Origin of the sequence: Pseudoxanthomonas winnipegensis, assembly GCF_030322905.1 — a bacterium.
GTDB lineage: Bacteria > Pseudomonadota > Gammaproteobacteria > Xanthomonadales > Xanthomonadaceae > Pseudoxanthomonas_A > Pseudoxanthomonas_A winnipegensis.
In genome coordinates this window covers 3,833,824-3,851,728 of the sequence record NZ_CP095475.1, presented here as the reverse complement: position 1 = coordinate 3,851,728, position 17,905 = coordinate 3,833,824, and the positions used below count along the sequence as shown (strand labels likewise).

Annotated in this window: 11 protein-coding genes; 8 read left to right on the top strand and 3 right to left on the bottom strand. The window is 71.5% G+C overall.

All coding sequences use genetic code 11. From position 1 onward, the window contains the following. Positions 1-93 precede the first annotated feature (93 nt). From MWN52_RS16970 to MWN52_RS16960, 3 genes are all read right to left on the bottom strand, one after another. Positions 94-858, bottom strand: coding sequence for a LytR/AlgR family response regulator transcription factor (locus MWN52_RS16970; protein ID WP_286575622.1), 765 nt, complete (start codon positions 856-858; stop codon positions 94-96). After that, positions 851-2,179: a sensor histidine kinase gene (locus tag MWN52_RS16965; RefSeq protein WP_286575621.1), complete on the bottom strand. Its 1,329-nt coding sequence runs from the start codon at positions 2,177-2,179 to the stop codon at positions 851-853. The genes MWN52_RS16970 and MWN52_RS16965 overlap by 8 nt, the downstream gene beginning before the upstream one ends. A 331-nt stretch (positions 2,180-2,510) precedes the next feature. Then, positions 2,511-3,011: a GNAT family N-acetyltransferase gene (locus MWN52_RS16960; RefSeq protein ID WP_286575620.1), complete on the bottom strand. Its 501-nt coding sequence runs from the start codon at positions 3,009-3,011 to the stop codon at positions 2,511-2,513. A gap of 714 nt (positions 3,012-3,725) precedes the next feature. Here MWN52_RS16960 and glgA point away from each other — a divergent pair. Genes glgA through MWN52_RS16920 form a run of 8 tightly spaced genes read left to right on the top strand, consistent with a single transcriptional unit; the run spans position 3,726 to position 17,798 of the window. Then, on the top strand, positions 3,726-5,303 hold the full coding sequence (gene glgA, locus MWN52_RS16955) for a glycogen synthase GlgA (protein WP_130525106.1): 1,578 nt from the start codon (positions 3,726-3,728) through the stop codon (positions 5,301-5,303). Continuing rightward, positions 5,300-7,555, top strand: a complete 2,256-nt coding sequence (gene glgB / locus MWN52_RS16950) for a 1,4-alpha-glucan branching protein GlgB (protein ID WP_286575619.1) — start codon at positions 5,300-5,302, stop codon at positions 7,553-7,555. Before glgA ends, glgB begins: the two co-directional genes overlap by 4 nt. Continuing rightward, positions 7,555-9,324 (top strand): malto-oligosyltrehalose trehalohydrolase, encoded by a 1,770-nt coding sequence (gene treZ / locus MWN52_RS16945; protein WP_286575618.1) that lies wholly within the window; start codon positions 7,555-7,557, stop codon positions 9,322-9,324. The genes glgB and treZ overlap by 1 nt, the downstream gene beginning before the upstream one ends. Beyond that, on the top strand, positions 9,321-11,240 hold the full coding sequence (locus MWN52_RS16940; RefSeq protein WP_286575617.1) for a 4-alpha-glucanotransferase: 1,920 nt from the start codon (positions 9,321-9,323) through the stop codon (positions 11,238-11,240). The genes treZ and MWN52_RS16940 overlap by 4 nt, the downstream gene beginning before the upstream one ends. Next, positions 11,237-13,846 carry a malto-oligosyltrehalose synthase gene (gene treY, locus MWN52_RS16935; RefSeq protein WP_286575616.1) on the top strand — a complete coding sequence of 870 codons (2,610 nt, stop codon included), beginning with the start codon at positions 11,237-11,239 and terminating at the stop codon, positions 13,844-13,846. Before MWN52_RS16940 ends, treY begins: the two co-directional genes overlap by 4 nt. A 9-nt stretch (positions 13,847-13,855) precedes the next feature. Beyond that, positions 13,856-14,047: a DUF2934 domain-containing protein gene (locus MWN52_RS16930; protein WP_130516288.1), complete on the top strand. Its 192-nt coding sequence runs from the start codon at positions 13,856-13,858 to the stop codon at positions 14,045-14,047. A gap of 17 nt (positions 14,048-14,064) precedes the next feature. Beyond that, positions 14,065-16,233 carry a glycogen debranching protein GlgX gene (gene glgX / locus MWN52_RS16925; RefSeq protein ID WP_286577780.1) on the top strand — a complete coding sequence of 723 codons (2,169 nt, stop codon included), beginning with the start codon at positions 14,065-14,067 and terminating at the stop codon, positions 16,231-16,233. Positions 16,234-16,238: 5 nt separating this feature from the next. After that, on the top strand, positions 16,239-17,798 hold the full coding sequence (locus MWN52_RS16920; RefSeq protein ID WP_286575615.1) for a cryptochrome/photolyase family protein: 1,560 nt from the start codon (positions 16,239-16,241) through the stop codon (positions 17,796-17,798). Positions 17,799-17,905 lie beyond the last annotated feature (107 nt).

Below are 17,905 nucleotides of genomic sequence, written 5' to 3'. Positions count from 1 at the left end.
GCCGGCACACAGGCAGGCCGGGGCTGGCCGTCCCGCTCGGCCAGGATGCGAAACCGTCGTCGCGCCGCCCGAGACCGGCCGCGCTGCGATGTGCTACATGCCCTTGAACAAGCCCATGAACGGCTGGCTGACGCTCAGCAGTTCCGGGCGGTTGCGCAGCTTCAACTGGCCCTTGCCGGTGTCGTCGCGGATCACCGAGGCCACGGCCTTGAGGTTGACGATGGTGGAGCGGTGGATCTGCTTGAACGCCGCCGGATCCAGCGCGCCCAGCAGCTCGCGCAGCGGCGTGCGCAGCAACGCCTCGCCCTCCGCGGTCATCACCACGGTGTACTTGTGGTCGGCGCGGAAGTAGGCGACGTCCTCGATCAGGATCAGCCGCGTCTCGCGCCCGGTGCTGGCCGTCACCCACGCCAGCGGCGCGGCGGCCGGGCGCGCGCTGGGGGCAAGCCGCTGCAGCAGCGCATCCAGCACGGCCACATCCGGTGCCGAGGGCTGCGTGCGCGCCTGCAGGCGCTGCACCGTGGCATCCAGGCGTTCGCGCGTGACCGGCTTGAGCAGGTAATCGACCGCGCCGTGTTCGAAGGCTTCCACCGCGTACTGGTCGTAGGCGGTGACGAACACGACCTGTGTGCGCGGGCTGGCATCGGCGACCGCGCGCGCCACCTCGATGCCGGTCAGGCCCGGCATGCGGATGTCGAGGAAGGCCACGTCCGGCTGGCGCTCGGCGATGGCTTCCAGCGCGCTGGCGCCGTCGCTGCATTCGGCGCCGATGCCCAGCTGTGGCCAGGCCTGGCGCAGCTGTGCGACCAGCGCGGCGCGCAGCAGGTCCTCGTCTTCGGCGACTACGCACTCAGCCATGGGCGTCGGCTCCGGCGCAGGCCTGTGCGGCCGGCAGCGGCGGCGGCGTGGCCGCTGCCGGCGAGGGCGGCACGCGGACCGGCGGCGGGCGCGGCAGCACCAGCGTCGCGGCCACGCCGGCGGGGAAGTTGGAGGTCAGCGAGAAACTCGCCGCATGGCCGTAGATCAGGCGCAGGCGCTCACGCAGGTTGGTCAGGCCGATGCCGGTGCCGCTGTTGTGCGCGCCGCCGAGGCCCAGGCCGTCATCGGCCACGGTCACCGCGATGCCCTCGTCGATGCTGCGCGCCATGATCCACAGCGTGCCGCCGCCGGGCTTGGGCTCCAGGCCGTGCTTGATGGCGTTCTCCACCAGTGTCTGCAGCATCATCGACGGCAGCGGCACGCCATGGAGCGCGTCGGGCACCTCGATGCGCGGGTCCAGGCGTGCGCCCATGCGGATCTTGAGGATCTCCAGGTAGGCGCGGGTGCGCTCCAGTTCCTCGCCCAGCGGCGACATCGCGTTCTCTTCGCGCGGCAGCGAGCGGCGCAGATACTGGATCAGGTGCCCCAGCATCTGCTCGGCGCGCGGCGGGTCGGTGGCCGCCAGCACCTGCGCATTGGCCAGCGTGTTGTAGAGGAAATGCGGCTCCACCTGCGCCTGCAGCAGGTTCAGGCGCGCCTGGGTGAGTTCCTTCTCGGTGGCGTTGTGCGCGGCGGCGGCCTGTTCGGCGCGTCGGCGCTCGGCCACGCGCCGGGAGATGGCCCGGGTCAGCGACTCGATGTGCTCGTAGTTGACGCCCTTGTCCACGGTGTACAGGTCGCGCCAGGCACCGGCATCGGGTTCGCAACGCAGGCTGGCGCGACAGGTGCCTTCGCCCGGCATGATGGTGATCAGGACTTCGTCGCGCTTGATCGCGCACAGCGCGGGCAGGTTGTACCAGGCGATCCTGCGCTGCGGCTCGAAGCCCGGACGTGGCACCTGGCCTTGGATGCGCAGGCTGTCGTGGACGATCTGCAGCGCGGTAATGCGTGGCAGCTCGCGCACCGCGCCTTCCAGCAGGGCGAAGGCGGCATCGGCTTCCATCGGCAGGTCGACCACGCGGCGCTGGCGGTTGGACAGGGTCGCCGCGTCCAGTTCGCCGGCCATGCCGCGCACGCGGTGCAGGTGATCGATCACGCGGATGGTCGCCGAGACCAGCAGCCCGATCGCCAGCAGCCAGAAGATCACGCCCGGCGGCGCCTGGAACTGGTGGAAGAACGCCGCCCACAGCGGGAAGGCGATGGCCAGCGTCAGCAGCCACGCGCCCACGACACGAACGAAGAAGAAGAATCGCGGAAGCACGGTGCAGACCCCTGGAAAACCTGTTGCGGCCGAGCATACCCAGCGCCCCCCGGAGCGCCAGCCTGGACGCGACCAGTCCACGGAATCGGCGACGAAAGGCCCGTCGGCAGGGACCAAACTCGCCCCTTCCCCCGATGACGCCCCTGATCCGTGCCGCGCTGAGCGCCATCTGCGGCCTTTGGCACCCGGCCCGCGCGCACTTTCGCGCGGCCTTCCGGGTCTTGCGACCGGTTTCTCGCGGACGGTCCGGGGCTGTGCCTGTGGGTGCCGGCCCAGGCGCCGCGGCTGGAGTCAGGCGATCAGGGAGCGCGCCGACCCCGTTTGGACGGGCTCAAAGCGGCGCGTGTTCTTCCTTGTAGATCCGCAGCCCGCGCGCCTGGTAGTTGGCCAGGGCGGCCGGGTGGTCGAGGGTGCAGGTATGGACCCAGACGCGTTCGGTGCCGGGCCAGTCCCAGGCGGCGCGGAGGGCGTGGCTCAGCAGCGGCCCGCCGAAGCCGTGCCCCAGGAACGCGCCGGCCAGGCCGAAGTAGCGGATCTCGGCGTTGCGCCCGTCCGGGCGATACAGCTCGTAATAGCCGGCGATGGCGCCGCGGTGATAAGCCACCCAAGTGCGGTGGCTGTCCTGCTCCACCAGCGCGCGCCAGTCGGCCTCGCTCCAGCGGTTCATGTCGCTCCAGTTCCAGTCCTTGCCGACCAGCCCGTAGAGGAAGCGGTTGAGCTCGGGTTGCGGGACTTCGCACTCGACGATCTGCAGGTCGGGCCGCTGCGGCTTCTCGCGCAGCGCGTCCGGCGAGGTCATCTCGAGGTAGAAGGTGGTGCAGCGCTGCGACATCCTGCGGCTCCTGGGAACGTTCCAATCCGATTGTGACCAACCCGATGGCGGCGGCGCCAGCGTTGCCTCGCGCCAGGCCGCGGGATGGTGGACGTCCGGAATGAGGTCATCGTCTGACAGCGGTGCTGTACAGGCGGCGGCCGTCGCATCGGATGCCTGGCTGCCTGTCGCGCGCCGACGAGCTCCCTGAGCGCTGACCTAGTCCGCCGGACCCGGGTGGGTGCATCGCGCCGTCCTGCACCAGAGGCGACGGGCGTGGCGCCTTGTGTCGCACGCATGCGCCCGGACGCGCGCTGTTGCGGTGTCCGGGCGGATATGACCCGCCCGTCACCCATGCGCGGGACGCAGGCCTCGTCGCGGCCACCATCCGCCGGCGCATGGTGGGATGGTCAAATTCTCGCCAATCCTCTGTGCGCGCCGCTTCGGCGACCGCTCGTCCGAGCCGACCCTCGAACGCCGGAAAAAGCGGCGCCGCGCGGCTTGACGGCTGTCATCAAATCGTGGCATTTGGTTCACACGTCTTTTATCGCGGCGTTCGTAGATTCGATTCGAGCAGCGCCCCACGGGCCCCTTGTCCGCCGCGCCGCCCCCTCTCACCCGCGTCACGTCGCCGGTCGCTCAATGGCCTGCGGCGGTTCTTCGCTCCGCGCTCGTTTTGCTGTTGCTGTTCCGTCTTTCTCCTCTTTCGTTCCTGCGACGGATGTTCGATCCCCCATGTCTGCGTCTGTGCTGCCCGAGTCCCCGCGTCCCCTGAAGCCTTCACCCCGCGCCGCGCTGCCGCTGTCGCAGGAGTCCCTGCGCGCCCGCGATGCGCGCGGCCGGTTCGCGCCGCGCGCGGCCAACGATCCCGACACGGTGCGCTCCGGCGTCTCGCCGCGCCGCACGTCGCTGTTCGTCACCTCGGAGATGGCCGACTTCATCAAGGCCGGCGGGCTGGGCGACGTCGCCGCCTCGCTGCCGCGCGCGCTGCGCCACCGCTACGACGCGCGCGTGCTGATTCCCGGCTACCGCGCCGTGCGCGCCAAGGCCGGCAAGCTGCAGATGGTCGGCCGGATCGCGCCCAAGGCCGGTCTGCCGGCCTGCGCGCTGGGCTACACCACGCTGGACGATGGCTTGCCCGTCTATGTGCTGATCTGCCCGGAGCTGTTCGAACGCGAAGGCTCGCCCTACGTGTCAAGCCTGGGCGCGGAGTGGGAAGACAATGCCGTGCGCTTCGCCACGCTCTCGCATGCCGCGGCCGAGATCGCCGGCGGCCGCGCCGGCCTGGACTGGGCGCCGGACCTGCTGCACCTCAACGACTGGCCGTGCGCGCTGGCCTCGGCCTATGTGAAGTGGTCCGGCGGCAGCACGCCGTGCCTGCTGACCATCCACAACCTGGCCTACCAGGGCCTGTTCCCGCACGCGGTGGCGCCGCTGCTCGGCATCCCCGAGGCGGCGCGCGCGGATCTGGAGTTCTACGGCCAGATGTCCTTCCTGCGCGGCGGCATCGTGCATGCCGCGCACGTCAACACCGTCAGCGTCAGCTACGCCGCGCAGATCACCCTGCCGGCGATGGGCTGTGGCCTGGACCGGCTGCTGGCGCGCCGCGCCGCGGCCGGCGGCCTGACCGGCATCCTCAACGGCATCGACGCCAGCTGGGACCCGAGTACCGACAACCATCTGCAGGCGCACTTCAACCTGCACGACTGGGCCGGCCGCAAGGCCAACGCGAGCCAGGTCCGGCGCGAGTTCGGCCTGCCCGAGCGCGACGGCCCGCTGTTCGCCGTGGTCTCGCGCCTGGTCCACCAGAAGGGGCTGGACCTGATATGCGAGGTCGCCCCGCAGATCGTGGCCGCCGGCGGGCAGATCGTGGTGATCGGCGGCGGCGAGCCGCAGATCGAGCAGAGCGTGCTGGCGCTGACGCGTCGCTACCCCGGTCATGTCGGCGCCTTCATCGGCTTCGAGGAACAATTGGCTCGGCGCATGTTCGCCGGCTCGGATTTCCTGTTGATGCCTTCCCGTTTCGAACCCTGTGGTCTGAGCCAGATGTACGCCCAGCGCTTCGGCAGCCTGCCCATCGCCCACGCCACCGGCGGGCTGATCGACACGGTGGACGATGGCGTGACCGGCTTCCTGTTCCAGGAGCCGTCGGCCGACGCGCTGCGTCGCTGCCTGGCGCGCGCCTTCCGCACCTTCCGCCTGCCGGGCCTGATCCAGGCCATGCGCCGCGCGGCCATGCTCAAGCCCAGCGGCTGGGACGTGGCGGGCAGCAAGTATCTGGCCCTCTACGACCGCACCGCGGCGCTGGCATGAGTGAGTCCGACCGGGCCGGGCAGAGGGCCAAGGTGATCACCGCCGGCGAAGGCGAGGCTTCGCAGACACGCGCCGATGCGCCGCTCGACCCGCGGCTGCAGGCGCTGGTCGATGGCCACGACGGCGATCCGTTCGCCTTGCTTGGCCCGCGCGCCACCGGCAGCGGCGGGATGCGGATCGTGGCGATGGCGCAGGGCGCCGAGGCCATGGCCGTGCTCAATGCGCAGGGCAAGGTCGTGGCACTGATGCGCTGCGTGCATCCGGCCGGCCTGTTCGAGGCCGAGCTGCCCACGCAGATGGCCTACCGCCTGCGCATCGCCTGGCCCGAGGCGCTGGAGGAGATCGAGGATCCCTATCGCTTCGGCCCGGCGCTGCAGCAGGAATGGCTGCATGGCATCGTCTCCGGCGATGGCGAGTCGGCACGGCTGGCGCTGGGCGCGCACCGCGTGACCCACGAGGGCGTGGACGGGGTGCGCTTTGCGGTGTGGGCGCCCAATGCGCGGCGCGTGTCGGTGGTGGGCGACTTCAACGGCTGGGACGGGCGCCGTCATCCGATGCGCCTGCGCCACGACGGCGGGGTGTGGGAGCTGTTCCTGCCCGGCATCGTGCCCGGCATGCGCTACAAGTACGAGATCACTGCGGCCGACGGCACCCGCCTGCCGCACAAGGCCGATCCGATGGCGCGCCAGTGCGAACTGCCGCCGGCCACCGCCTCGGTGGTGCCCGAGGCCGAAGCCTTCGCCTGGACCGACGTGGAATGGATGGCGCGCCGCGCGGCCCGTGCGACCACGCCCGAGCCGATCTCGATCTACGAGCTGCACGCCGGTTCCTGGCGCCTGCGCGAGGACGGCCGGCACATGAACTGGGACGAGCTGGCCGATGCGCTGATCCCGTACGTGCAGTGGCTGGGCTTCACCCATATCGAACTGCTGCCGATCACCGAGTATCCCTTCGGCGGCTCCTGGGGCTATCAGCCGCTGGGCATGTACGCGCCGACCGCGCGCTATGGTAGCCCGGAAGGCTTCGCCCGCTTCGTCGATGCCTGCCACAACGCCGGCATCGGCGTGATCCTGGACTGGGTCAGCGCGCATTTCCCCAACGACGCGCACGGCCTGCAGCGCTTCGACGGCACCGCGCTGTACGAGCATGCCGATCCCAAGGAGGGCTTCCACAAGGACTGGAACACCCTGATCTACAACTACGGGCGGCACGAGGTCTCGGCCTATCTGGTCGGCAGCGCGCTGGAGTGGATCGAGCGCTATCACATCGACGGCCTGCGCGTGGACGCGGTGGCGTCGATGCTCTACCGCGACTACAGCCGCAGCGAGGGCGAGTGGGTGCCCAACCAGCACGGCGGTCGCGAGAACCTGGAGGCGGTGGAGTTCATCCGCCGGCTCAACGGCGAGGTCGGCCGCCGCTTCCCCGGCGTGATGATGATCGCCGAGGAGTCCACCGCCTGGGGCGGGGTGACGCAGCCGCCGGAGCACGGCGGCCTGGGCTTCACCCACAAGTGGAACATGGGCTGGATGCACGACACGCTCGAATACATGAAGCGCGATCCAATCCACCGCAAGCATCACCACAGCGAGATGACCTTCGGCATGGTCTATGCGTTCTCCGAACGCTTCGTGTTGCCGCTCTCGCACGATGAAGTCGTGCACGGCAAGGGCTCGCTGCTCACGCGCATGCCGGGCGATGCCTGGCAGCGCTTCGCCAACCTGCGCGCGTACTTCGGTTTCATGTGGGCCCATCCGGGCCGCAAGCTGCTCTTCATGGGCGGCGAGTTCGGCCAGTGGTCGGAGTGGAACCACGACACGCAGCTGGACTGGGGGCTGATGCAGCAGCACGAGCATCACGGCCTGGCGCAGCTGGTGGGCGACCTCAACCGCCTGCTGTGCGCCGAGCCGGCGCTGTATCGCAACGACCACATGCCTGAGGGCTTCGACTGGTCGGTGGGCGACGACCACGCCAACAGCGTGTTCGCCTTCGTCCGCTTCGATCGCGATGGCGACGGCGCGCCGGTGCTGGCGGTCAGCAACTTCACCCCGATGCCGCGCTACGGCTATCGCGTCGGCGTGCCGCGTGCCGGTCAGTGGCGCGAGATCCTCAATACCGACAGCGGTCACTACGGTGGCTCCAATGTCGGCAACGCCGGGGCGGTGAGTACCGAGCCGGTGCCCATGCACGGGCACGCGCAGTCGCTCTCGCTGGCGCTGCCCCCGCTTTCCACCATCTGGCTGCGAGCCGTCTGATGCCGGGCCAGGGGGAGCATCCGGGCAGTTCGTGGCTCGGCGCGGTCGCACGCGCCGATGGGCAGACGCGGTTCCGGCTGTGGGCGCCGGACGCGCGCCAGGTGCGGCTGGAGGTGGAAGGGCAGGCGTCGCAGCCGCTGACGCGCCGCGACGACGGCAGCTTCGATGCGGTCCTGCCGCTGCCGCCCGGCACGCGCTACCGCTATCGCATCGACGATGCCGAGCCTGTCCCGGACCCGGCCTCGCGCTGGCAGCCCGAGGGCGTGCACGGTCCCAGCGTCGTCGTCGATGCCGAGGCTTATGTCTGGCAGCACGCCGACTGGCAGGGCCGGCCCTGGCGCGAGGCGGTACTCTACGAGCTGCACGTCGGCACCAGCGGTGGCTACGCCGGGGTGATGGCGCAGCTGCCGCGCCTGGTCGAGCTGGGCATCACCGCCATCGAATTGATGCCGCTCAACGCCTTCCCCGGCACGCGCAACTGGGGCTATGACGGTGTGCTGCCGTACGCGCCGGCGGCGGCCTACGGCAGCCCGGACGAACTTAAGGCGCTGATTGACGCGGCCCACGGCCACGGCCTGATGGTGCTGCTGGACGCGGTCTACAACCACTTCGGCCCGGACGGCAACTACCTGCACCAGTACGCGGAAGGCTTCTTCAACGCCGATGCGCATACGCCGTGGGGCCCGGCCATCGACTTCCGCCAGGAGGCGGTGCAGCGCTACTTCATCGACAACGCGCTGATGTGGCTGCACGAATACCGCTTCGACGGCCTGCGCCTGGATGCGGTGCACGCGATCGTGCCCAACGATTTTCTGGAGACCCTGCGCCAGGCCATCGTCGCCAGCGTGGCCAAAGACCGCCACGTGCACCTGGTGCTGGAGAACGAGGCCAACCAGGCCTTCCGCCTGGCCGACGGCTACACCGCGCAATGGGACGACGACTTCCACAATGCCCTGCACGTGCTGCTGACCGGCGAGGACGAGGGCTATTACGCCGCCTTCGCCGACGATGCCAGCGGGCACCTGGCGCGCGTGCTGGGCGAGGGCTTCGCCTACCAGGGCCAGCCCGATCCGCGCGGCCATGTGCGCGGCGAGCCGTCCGGCCATCTGCCGCCGACCAAGTTCGTGGTGTTCGCGCAGAACCACGACCAGATCGGCAACCGCGCGATGGGCGATCGCCTGATCACCCAGGTCGCCCCGTCGGCGCTGCGCGTGGCGCTGGCGCTGACCGCGCTGACGCCGATGATCCCGCTGTTCTTCATGGGCGAGCCCTGGGGCGCGCGGCAGCCGTTCCAGTTCTTCACCGACTACCAGGCGCCGCTGGACGAGGCGGTGCGCGAGGGCCGGCGGCGCGAGTTCGCGCAGTTCGCCGCGTTCGCCAATCCGGCGGTGCGGGCGAGCATCCCGGACCCCAACGCGGTGCAGACCTTCGAGGTGTCCAGGGTGGACATCGGCGAGTCGCTGCGCGGCGAGGGCGCGGCGTTCGCCGCATGGTTCGCGCAGCTGCTGCAGGTGCGCGCCACGCAGCTGGTGCCGCATCTGGATCAGGCGCGCGCGCTGGGCGCACAGGTGCTGGCCCCGGGCGCCATCGTCGCGCGCTGGCAGCTGGGCGCGGCGGTGCTGCAGGTGGAATTCAACCTGGGCACCGCGCCGCTGACCGTGCCCGTGCCGGCCGGCGCGCGTCTGCTGCATGCCGAAGGCGCCGATGCCGACAGCGATGCGCTGGGCCCCAACACCCTGCGCGCGTGGTGGCAGGACGCGCAGGCATGAGCGCCGACGCGCTGCACGCGCTGGCCGACGCCGCCGGCCTGCTGGTCGACTGGGTCGACGTGGCCAGCCAGCCGCGCACGGTGGCCGATACGACGCTGCGCGCCGTGCTCGAGGCGATGGAGCTGCCTTGCGCCACGCCGGCGCAGTGCGCCGACAGCCAGCGCCGGCTGGAAGCCATGCAGGGCCGGCCGGCGCTGCGGACCGCGGTAGTCGATACGCCGGTGGCCGTCGAGGGCCGGCCGGGCGCCGCGTACAAGCTGCTCGATGAGCACGGCCAGGCCCAGGAAGGCCGCTTCGACGAGCAGGGCGCGCTCGGCCCCATCGCGGTGCCGGGCTACTACCGCGTGCTGTGCGAAGGCGCTGGCGAAGACGGCATCGCGCTGGCCATCGCGCCCACGCGCTGCTGGTCGGTGGCCGATGCCTGCGGGGTGGCGCAGCCGCGCGCCTGGGGCGTGGGGCTGCAGGTCTATTCGGCGCGCACGCCGCTGGATGCCTCCATCGGCGATGCGCAGGGCGCGCTGGACTGGGCGCGGCGCGTGGCCGCCGCCGGCGGCGATGCGCTGGCGCTGAGCCCGATCCATGCCGCGCGGCCGCTGCAGCGGCATTACAGCCCGTATTCGCCCAGCGACCGGCGCTTCTTCGATCCGCTGTACGCCGCACCGGCGCTGGTGCTGGGCGAGGCGTTGGCGCGGCAGGCCCTGCACGTGGCCGGGCTGGAGACGCGCCTGGCGCAGTTGAACGCGGCCGCGCTGGTCGACTGGCACGACGGTGGGCAGGCCAAGTGGGCCTGGCTGCGCGCGCTGCGCGAGCAGGCCTTGCCCGAGGCGCTGCAGGCGGATCTGCAGGCCTTCATCGCGGACGGCGGGCCGGCGCTGGAGCAGCACGTGAGCTTCGCCGCGGCCGATGCCGGCGACGGCGACCCCGGCCTGCACCGCTATGCGCAGTGGCTGGCCGCGCGCAGCTGGCAGGACGTGCAGCGGCAGGCCCGTGCGGCGGGCATGCGCCTGGGTCTGATCAGCGACCTGGCGGTGGGCTTCGATCCGCACGGCGCCGAGGCCGCGGCGTGGCCGCAGGCGGTGCTGCACGGCCTGGTGCTGGGCGCGCCGCCGGACGCCTTCAACGCCGACGGCCAGGCCTGGGGCATCGGCAGCTATTCGCCGGCCGGCCTGCGCGCGAGCGGCTTCGCGCCCTTCATCGCGCTGCTGCGCGCGGTGATGCGCCAGCGCGGCGGCGTGCGCATCGACCACATCCTCGGGCTGCTGCGGCTGTGGGTGCTGCCCGATGGCGGCAGGGCCGGCGACGGCGTGTATCTGCGCTATCCCTTCGAGGACCTGCTGCGGCTGCTGGCGCTGGAATCCTGGCGCCAACGCTGCGTCGTGATCGGCGAGGACCTGGGCGTGGTGCCCGATGGCCTGCGCGAGGTGCTGGCTACGCACGGCGTGCTGGGCATCGACGTGCTGATGTTCACCCGCGACGCGGACGGCGCCTTCCTGCCGCCGGCGCAGTGGCGCCGCTCGGCGGCGGCCACCACGACCACGCACGACCTCCCCACGCTGGCCGGCTGGCGCATCGGCCGCGACCTGGACTGGCGCGAACGGCTGGGCACCGGCGGCCGGATCGACCGCGCCGCCGAGGACGCCCAGCGCAGCCAGGACGTCGCGCGCCTGCAGGCGCAGGTCCGCGCCGACGGCGGCGATGGCCAGACGCTGGCCAGCTGGCTGGCCTTCGCCGCGCACAGCCCGGCGCCGCTGGCGCTGCTGCCGGCCGAGGACGCGCTGGGCCTGGAGGAACAGCCCAATCTGCCCGGCGTGGTCGAAGGCCATCCCAACTGGTCGCGGCGCCTGCCGCAGGACACGCCACACCTGGATGCGGCGCTGGCCGCGTTCGCCACCGCACGCGGCGAGGGGACGCCATGACCGAGTTACGCGCCACCGCGCGCCTGCAGCTGCATGAAGGCTTCACCCTGCACGATGCCGCCGCGCAGGTGCCGTACTACGCGCAGCTGGGCGTGAGCCATCTCTATCTGTCGCCGATCGGCACGGCCGTGGCCGGCTCGACCCATGGCTACGACGTCACCGACCCGACCCGCGTCAATCCCGAGCTGGGGGGCGAGCAGGGGCTGATGGCGCTGCACGCGGCGGTGCGCGCGCACGACATGGGCCTGCTGCTGGACATCGTGCCCAACCACATGGCCGCCCATGCGACCAATCCGTGGTGGTGGGACGTGCTCAAGCACGGCCGCCGCAGCAAGCATGCCGACTGGTTCGACATCGACTGGCGCAGCCCCGGCCACGACGGCAAGCTCTGGCTGCCGGTGCTGGACCGGCCCTACGCGCAGGCGCTGGCCGAAGGCGCGCTCAAGCTGGGCGTATCCGCCGCCGGCGAGCTGCAGCTGGAACACCACGACGCCTGCTTCCCGGTGCGCGTGGACGGCGCGGCGGTCCCTGCGGATCTGGCGCTGCGCCGCGACTGGGCCTGGCGCATCAGCCAGGGCACCGCGCGCGGGGAGAGCACGCTGCACCGGCTGCTCGAACGCCAGTCCTACCGGCTGGCGTGGTGGGCGGTCGGCAACGACATGGTCAACTACCGGCGCTTCTTCGACATCACGTCCTTGGCGGCCATCCGCGTGGAGCGGCCGGATGTGTTCGCCGCGGTGCACGCGCTGCCGCTGCGATTGATCGCCGAGGGCGTGCTCGATGGCCTGCGCCTGGATCATGTCGACGGCCTGGCCGACCCGCGGGGCTACCTGCGCCGGCTGCGCGCGCAGGTCGACAAGGCCGGGCGCAAGCGTGGCCTGCGCCCGGGCAAGGTGACCCTGCTGGTGGAGAAGATCCTGGCGCCCGGCGAGACGCTGCCGCGCGACTGGCCGGTGCAGGGCACCACCGGCTACGACTTCATGGACCAGGTCTCCGGCGTGCTGCACGACGCGGACGGCGAGGCGGCGCTCACCGCGCTGTGGCAGCGTGTCAGCGGGCGCAGCGGGGACTTTGCGCAGGAGGAATTCCAGGCGCGTGGCGAGATCCTGGACGCCTCGCTGCAGGCCGAGTTCACCCGCGCCCAGCAGGCCGCGGTGGCCTGCGCGCACCTGGACCCGATCTGCCGCGAGTTCAGCCCGCAGATGATGGGCAAGGCGCTGACCGCGGTGATGCGGCGCTTCCCCGTGTACCGCACCTATGCCGGCAACGACGGGCTGGACGAGGGCGATGCGGCGTTGTTCGCGCGCGCCGCGCAGGCCGCGCGCGAACAGGCCAATCCGCGCGTGCAGGCCGCCATCGACGCGCTGCAGCGCTGGATGCGCGACGACCCCGACACGCCCAACGTGCAGCGCAGCCTGCGCCGCGTGCTGCGCCGGCGGCTGGAACAGCTGTCCGCGCCGCTCAACGCCAAGTCGGTGGAGGACACGGCCTTCTATCGCCACGGCGTGCTGCTCTCGCGCAACGAGGTCGGCTCGCATCCGCAGCATCTGGCGACCGATCCGCAGGTCTTCCATACCAGCGTCCAGGCGCATGCCGCCGGGCACCAGCGCGCGATGCTCGCCACCGCCACCCACGATCACAAGCGCGGCGAAGACGTGCGCATGCGCCTGGCGGTGCTGAGCGGCCGCGCGCCGTGGTGGGCCGAGCAGGTGCAGACCTTCAACGCGCTGGCCGGCGCGCGGATCGGCGCGGATGCGTGTTCGCCCGGCGATGCGTTGATGCTGTGGCAGACACTGATCGGCGCCTGGCCGCTGCAACTGGGCGCGGACGATGCCGACGGCCTGGCGGCCTTCGCCGAGCGCGTGGCCCAGTGGCAGACCAAGGCCCTGCGCGAGGCCAAGCTGCACAGCACCTGGACCGAGCCCAACGAAGCCTACGAGACCGCCGCACGCGCGCTGCTCGACCTGGCCCTGGTCGCACCCGAAGGCAAGGCGCTGCGCACCGCCCTGCACAGCGCCGCGCAGTCGATCGGCGCGGCTGGCGCGGTCAACGGCCTGGCCCAGGCCACGCTGCGGCTGACCGCGCCCGGCGTGCCCGATCTCTACCAGGGCACCGAGGGCTGGGACCTGTCGCTGGTCGATCCGGACAACCGTCGGCCGGTGGACTTCGACCTGCGCCGCCGCTGGCTGGCCGACGAGGCCTCCTGGGCCGCGCTGCTGCAGGACTGGCGCAGCGGCCAGGCCAAGGCGCGCCTGGTCGCGCTGCTGCTGCAGCTGCGGGCGCGGCTGCCCGAGCTGTTCGCCCGCGGCGACTACCGCGTGCTGCACGCCGAGGGGCCGCGCGCCGGGCAGGTGCTGGCCTTCCGCCGCCAGCACGAGGGCCAGCGCCTGGTGGTCGCGGTGCCGCGGCTGGTGGCCGAGGGCCTCGTCGACGCCGCCGTGCCGCAGCTGCCGGCAGACTGGTGGCAGGATGGGGCGCTGCCCGTTCCCGATGGCACCTGGCATAGCCTGCCCGACGGGCGCGTGCTGCAGATACCCTCGGGACGCATCGCGCTGTCCGAGTTGTTCGCCCATGCCCCGGTGGCCGTGCTGGTCGCCCCTGAATGACGTTTCGCCATGGACCCCAATGCCCGCAGGCTCCGCATCGAACAGCTGGCTCACGAGATCTGGGAAGCCGAGGGTCGCCCCGACGGCCAGTCCGCGCGACACTGGGCCATGGCCGAACGCCTGGCCGATGCCGAATCGCGCGTGGCCGAGCAGAGCGGCTCGACCCTGACGCCCCGATCCGAGGACGCTGACACGCCGTGACCCTCGCGCCCCCCCGCATCCGGCCGGCCCGCGCCCAGGACAAGCGTCGCCCGGTCCGCCGCTCGCGCATCCGCGAGGGCCGGCCCTTCCCGCTGGGGGCCACCTGGGACGGGCTGGGCGTGAACTTCGCCCTGTATTCGGCCAACGCCACGCGCGTGGAGCTGTGCCTGTTCGACGAGCGTGGGCGCGAGGCCGAGCGCATCGTGCTGCCCGAATACACCGACGAGATCTGGCACGGCTACCTGCCCGACGCGCGGCCCGGCCAGCTCTACGGCTATCGCGTGCACGGTCCGTACGCGCCCGACGCCGGCCATCGCTTCAACCCGTACAAGCTGCTGCTGGACCCGTACGCCAAGCAGATCGTGGGCGAGCCCAAGTGGGCGCCGCATCTGTTCGGCTACACCGTGGGCCACAAGGACAAGGACCTGTCCTTCGACCGCCGCGACAGCGCCGGCTACATGCCCAAGTGCGCGGTGATCGATCCGGCCTTCACCTGGGGCAACGACAAGCGCCTGCTCACGCCCTGGCAGCGCACGGTGATCTACGAGGCCCATATCCGCGGCCTGAGCATGACCCACCCGGGCGTGGACGAGAATCTGCGCGGCACCTTCTCGGCGCTGAAGAACGACGAGCTGGTCGAGTACATCCAGGGCCTGGGCGTGACCGCGGTCGAACTGCTGCCCATCCACGCCTTCGCCGACGACCAGCACCTGCTCGAGCAGGACCTGTCCAACTACTGGGGCTACAACACGCTGGGCTTCTTCGCCCCGCACTCGCGCTACATGGCCACCGGCTCGGTGCACGAGTTCAAGCAGATGGTCGCGCGCCTGCACCACGCTGGGCTGGAGGTGCTGCTGGACGTGGTCTACAACCACACCGCCGAAGGCAACCAGATGGGGCCGACGCTGTCGTTCAAGGGCATCGACAACGCCAGCTACTACCGCCTGGCCGACGACCGCCGCTACTACATCAACGACACCGGCACCGGGAACACCTTCGACCTGACCAACGCCGGCGCGCTGCGCATGGTGATGGATTCGCTGCGCTACTGGGTCGCCGAGATGCACGTGGACGGCTTCCGCTTCGACCTGGCCACCATCCTGGGGCGCGAGCGGCACGGCTTCGACCCTTCCAGCGGCTTCCTTGCCGCGTGCCGGCAGGATCCGCTGCTGAGCCAGGTCAAGCTGATCGCCGAGCCCTGGGACGTCGGCCCCGGCGGCTACCAGGTCGGCGGCTTCCCGCCGGGCTGGGTGGAGTGGAACGACAAATTCCGCGACAACGTGCGCGCGTTCTGGCGCGGCGACGAAGGCAAGCTCTCCGAGCTGGCCACGCGCCTGACCGGCAGCGCCGACCTGTTCAACCGCCGCGGCCGCCGGCCTGGCGCCTCGGTGAACTTCGTCACCGCCCACGACGGCTTCACCCTGCGCGACCTGGTCAGCTACAACGAGAAGCACAACCAGGCCAACGGCGAGGACAACCGCGACGGCACCGACAACAACCTGTCGTGCAACTACGGCGTCGAGGGACCCACCGACGACGTGCAGATCAACGCGGTGCGCGCGCGCCAGCAGCGCAACCTGCTGGCGACGCTGCTGCTGTCGCAGGGCACGCCGATGCTGCAGGCCGGCGATGAGTTCGGCCGCACCCAGGGCGGCAACAACAACGCCTACTGCCAGGACAACGCGATCAGCTGGCTGGACTGGGCGGCCGCCGCCTCGCCGGATGGCGCGGAGCTGACCCGCTTCGTACAGCGCCTGACCGCGCTGCGTCGGCGCTATCCGCTGCTGCATCGCGCGCGTTTCTTCGACGGCAAGTTCGACGAGGAGCTGGGCATCAAGGACGTGACCTGGATGTCCCCGGACGGCACCGAGATGGCCGAGGAGGACTGGCACAACCCGCAGGCGCGCGCGCTGATGATGCGCCTGGACGGCCGCGCGCCGGCCAGCGGCCTGCGTCAGGCGGCGGCCAACGTGACCCTGCTGATGCTGCTCAACGCCAACCCGGAGGACGTGGTGTTCCATCTGCCCACGGTCGAGGGCGAGCACTGGCGCGTGCAGATCGACACCAGCGGCCGCAGCGACGCGCGCGCGGTGCCGGCCGGCGCGGCCTGGACCGCGCTGGGCCGCTCGCTTGCGCTGATGGCGGTCGAACAGGACAGCGCCGCGTCCGCCGAGCGCGCGGGCTGAAAGCAATGCGCGTGCGGCCCGGCCTGCGCCATCTGGTGGTGGTGCTGGGCGACCAGCTCGACCCCGACTCGGCCGCACTGCACGACTTCGACCCGGACCGCGACGCGGTGTGGATGGCCGAAGTCGCGCACGAGGCCTCGCATGTGTGGAGCACCCAGCCGCGCATCGCGGTGTTCCTGGCGGCGATGCGCCACTTCCGCGATGCGCTGCGGGCGCGCGGCTGGCGCGTCGAATACCGCGCGCTGGACCGCCACGACTTCGCCACGCTCGAAGAGGCGCTGGCGCACGACCTGGCCGCGCTGCGGCCGGACAAGGTCGTCGCCGTCAGGCCGGGCGAATGGCGCCTGGCGCAGTCGCTGCCGCGGGTGGTGGCCGAGGCCGGCCTCGGCTGGAGCGAGCGGCCGGACCTGCATTTCTTCTGCGATCCGGCCGACTTCGCCGACTGGGCGCGCGGCCGGCGCGAGCTGCGCATGGAGCACTTCTACCGCTGGATCCGCCGCCGCGAGCAGGTGCTGATGGACGGCGCGCAGCCGGTGGCCGGGCGCTGGAACTTCGACGCGGACAACCGCAGGTCCTTCGGCAAGGGCGGGCCGCAGCAGGTGCCTGCTCCGGCCGCCTTCCCGCCCGATGCGGTGACCGGCGAGGTGATCGCGCTGGTGCGCGCGCGCTTCGGCGACCGGCCCGGCGACCTGTCGCGCTTCGACTGGCCGCTCACCCCGGCGCAGGCGCGGCAGGCGCTGGACGACTTCGTCGCGCTGCGCCTGCCGCAGTTCGGCCGCTACCAGGATGCGATGTGGACCGATCAGCCGTGGCTGTTCCATGCGCTGCTGTCGGCGGCGATGAACCTCAAGCTGCTCTCCCCGCGCGTGGTGGTCGAGGCGGCGGTGCGCGCCTGGCGCGACGGCCATGCGCCGATCGAGGCGGTGGAGGGCTTCGTACGCCAGGTGATCGGATGGCGCGAGTTCGTGCGCGGGGTGTACTGGCTGCGCATGCCGGCCTTCGCCCAGGACAACGCGCTGGACGCGCGGCAGCCGCTGCCGGCCTTCTACTGGGACGGGCGCACGCACATGGTGTGCATGCGCCAGACGCTGCAGCAGACCCTGCAGCTGGGCTATGCGCACCACATCCAGCGGTTGATGGTGACCGGTGCGTTCGCGCTCATGCTCGGCGTCGCGCCTGCGCAGATCCACGCCTGGTATCTGGCGGTCTATGTCGATGCGGTCGAGTGGGTGGAGCTGCCCAATACGCTGGGCATGAGCCAGTTCGCCGATGGCGGACGCATGGTGTCCAAGCCCTATGCCGCCTCGGGCCGTTACATCCAGCGCATGTCCAACTACTGCCAGGGCTGCCGCTACGACCCGGGCGCGGCCAGCGGCGAGGATGCCTGTCCGTTCACCACCTTGTACTGGGACTTCCTGCTGCGCCACGCGCGGCGCTTCGCCGACCATCCCCGCGCGGCGCTGCAATGGCGCAGCCTGGAGCGGCTGGACGGGGAGCAGCGCGCCGCCATCGCCGCACGCGCCGCGCAGCTACGCGCGCTGCTGACGCCGCTGGCGGACGCTTGATTCGTTTCGCGCGTTCCAGGCGCCGCGCCTCTACGTTTGGGCTCATCACTTCTCTAGCGCTGCGGCTCGCATCGAGCGCGGGCATACGCCGCCTTCGCCTCGCTGCG

What these genes read in the sequence shown, in the direction of transcription:
- MWN52_RS16970 (WP_286575622.1), bottom strand. Translation starts at nt 858, where the DNA reads ATGGCTGAGTGCGTAGTCGCCGAAGACGAGGACCTGCTGCGCGCCGCG.
- MWN52_RS16960 (WP_286575620.1), bottom strand. Translation starts at nt 3,011, where the DNA reads ATGTCGCAGCGCTGCACCACCTTCTACCTCGAGATGACCTCGCCGGAC.
- glgA (WP_130525106.1), top strand. Translation starts at nt 3,726, where the DNA reads ATGTCTGCGTCTGTGCTGCCCGAGTCCCCGCGTCCCCTGAAGCCTTCA.
- glgB (WP_286575619.1), top strand. Translation starts at nt 5,300, where the DNA reads ATGAGTGAGTCCGACCGGGCCGGGCAGAGGGCCAAGGTGATCACCGCC.
- treZ (WP_286575618.1), top strand. Translation starts at nt 7,555, where the DNA reads ATGCCGGGCCAGGGGGAGCATCCGGGCAGTTCGTGGCTCGGCGCGGTC.
- MWN52_RS16940 (WP_286575617.1), top strand. Translation starts at nt 9,321, where the DNA reads ATGAGCGCCGACGCGCTGCACGCGCTGGCCGACGCCGCCGGCCTGCTG.
- treY (WP_286575616.1), top strand. Translation starts at nt 11,237, where the DNA reads ATGACCGAGTTACGCGCCACCGCGCGCCTGCAGCTGCATGAAGGCTTC.
- MWN52_RS16930 (WP_130516288.1), top strand. Translation starts at nt 13,856, where the DNA reads ATGGACCCCAATGCCCGCAGGCTCCGCATCGAACAGCTGGCTCACGAG.
- MWN52_RS16920 (WP_286575615.1), top strand. Translation starts at nt 16,239, where the DNA reads ATGCGCGTGCGGCCCGGCCTGCGCCATCTGGTGGTGGTGCTGGGCGAC.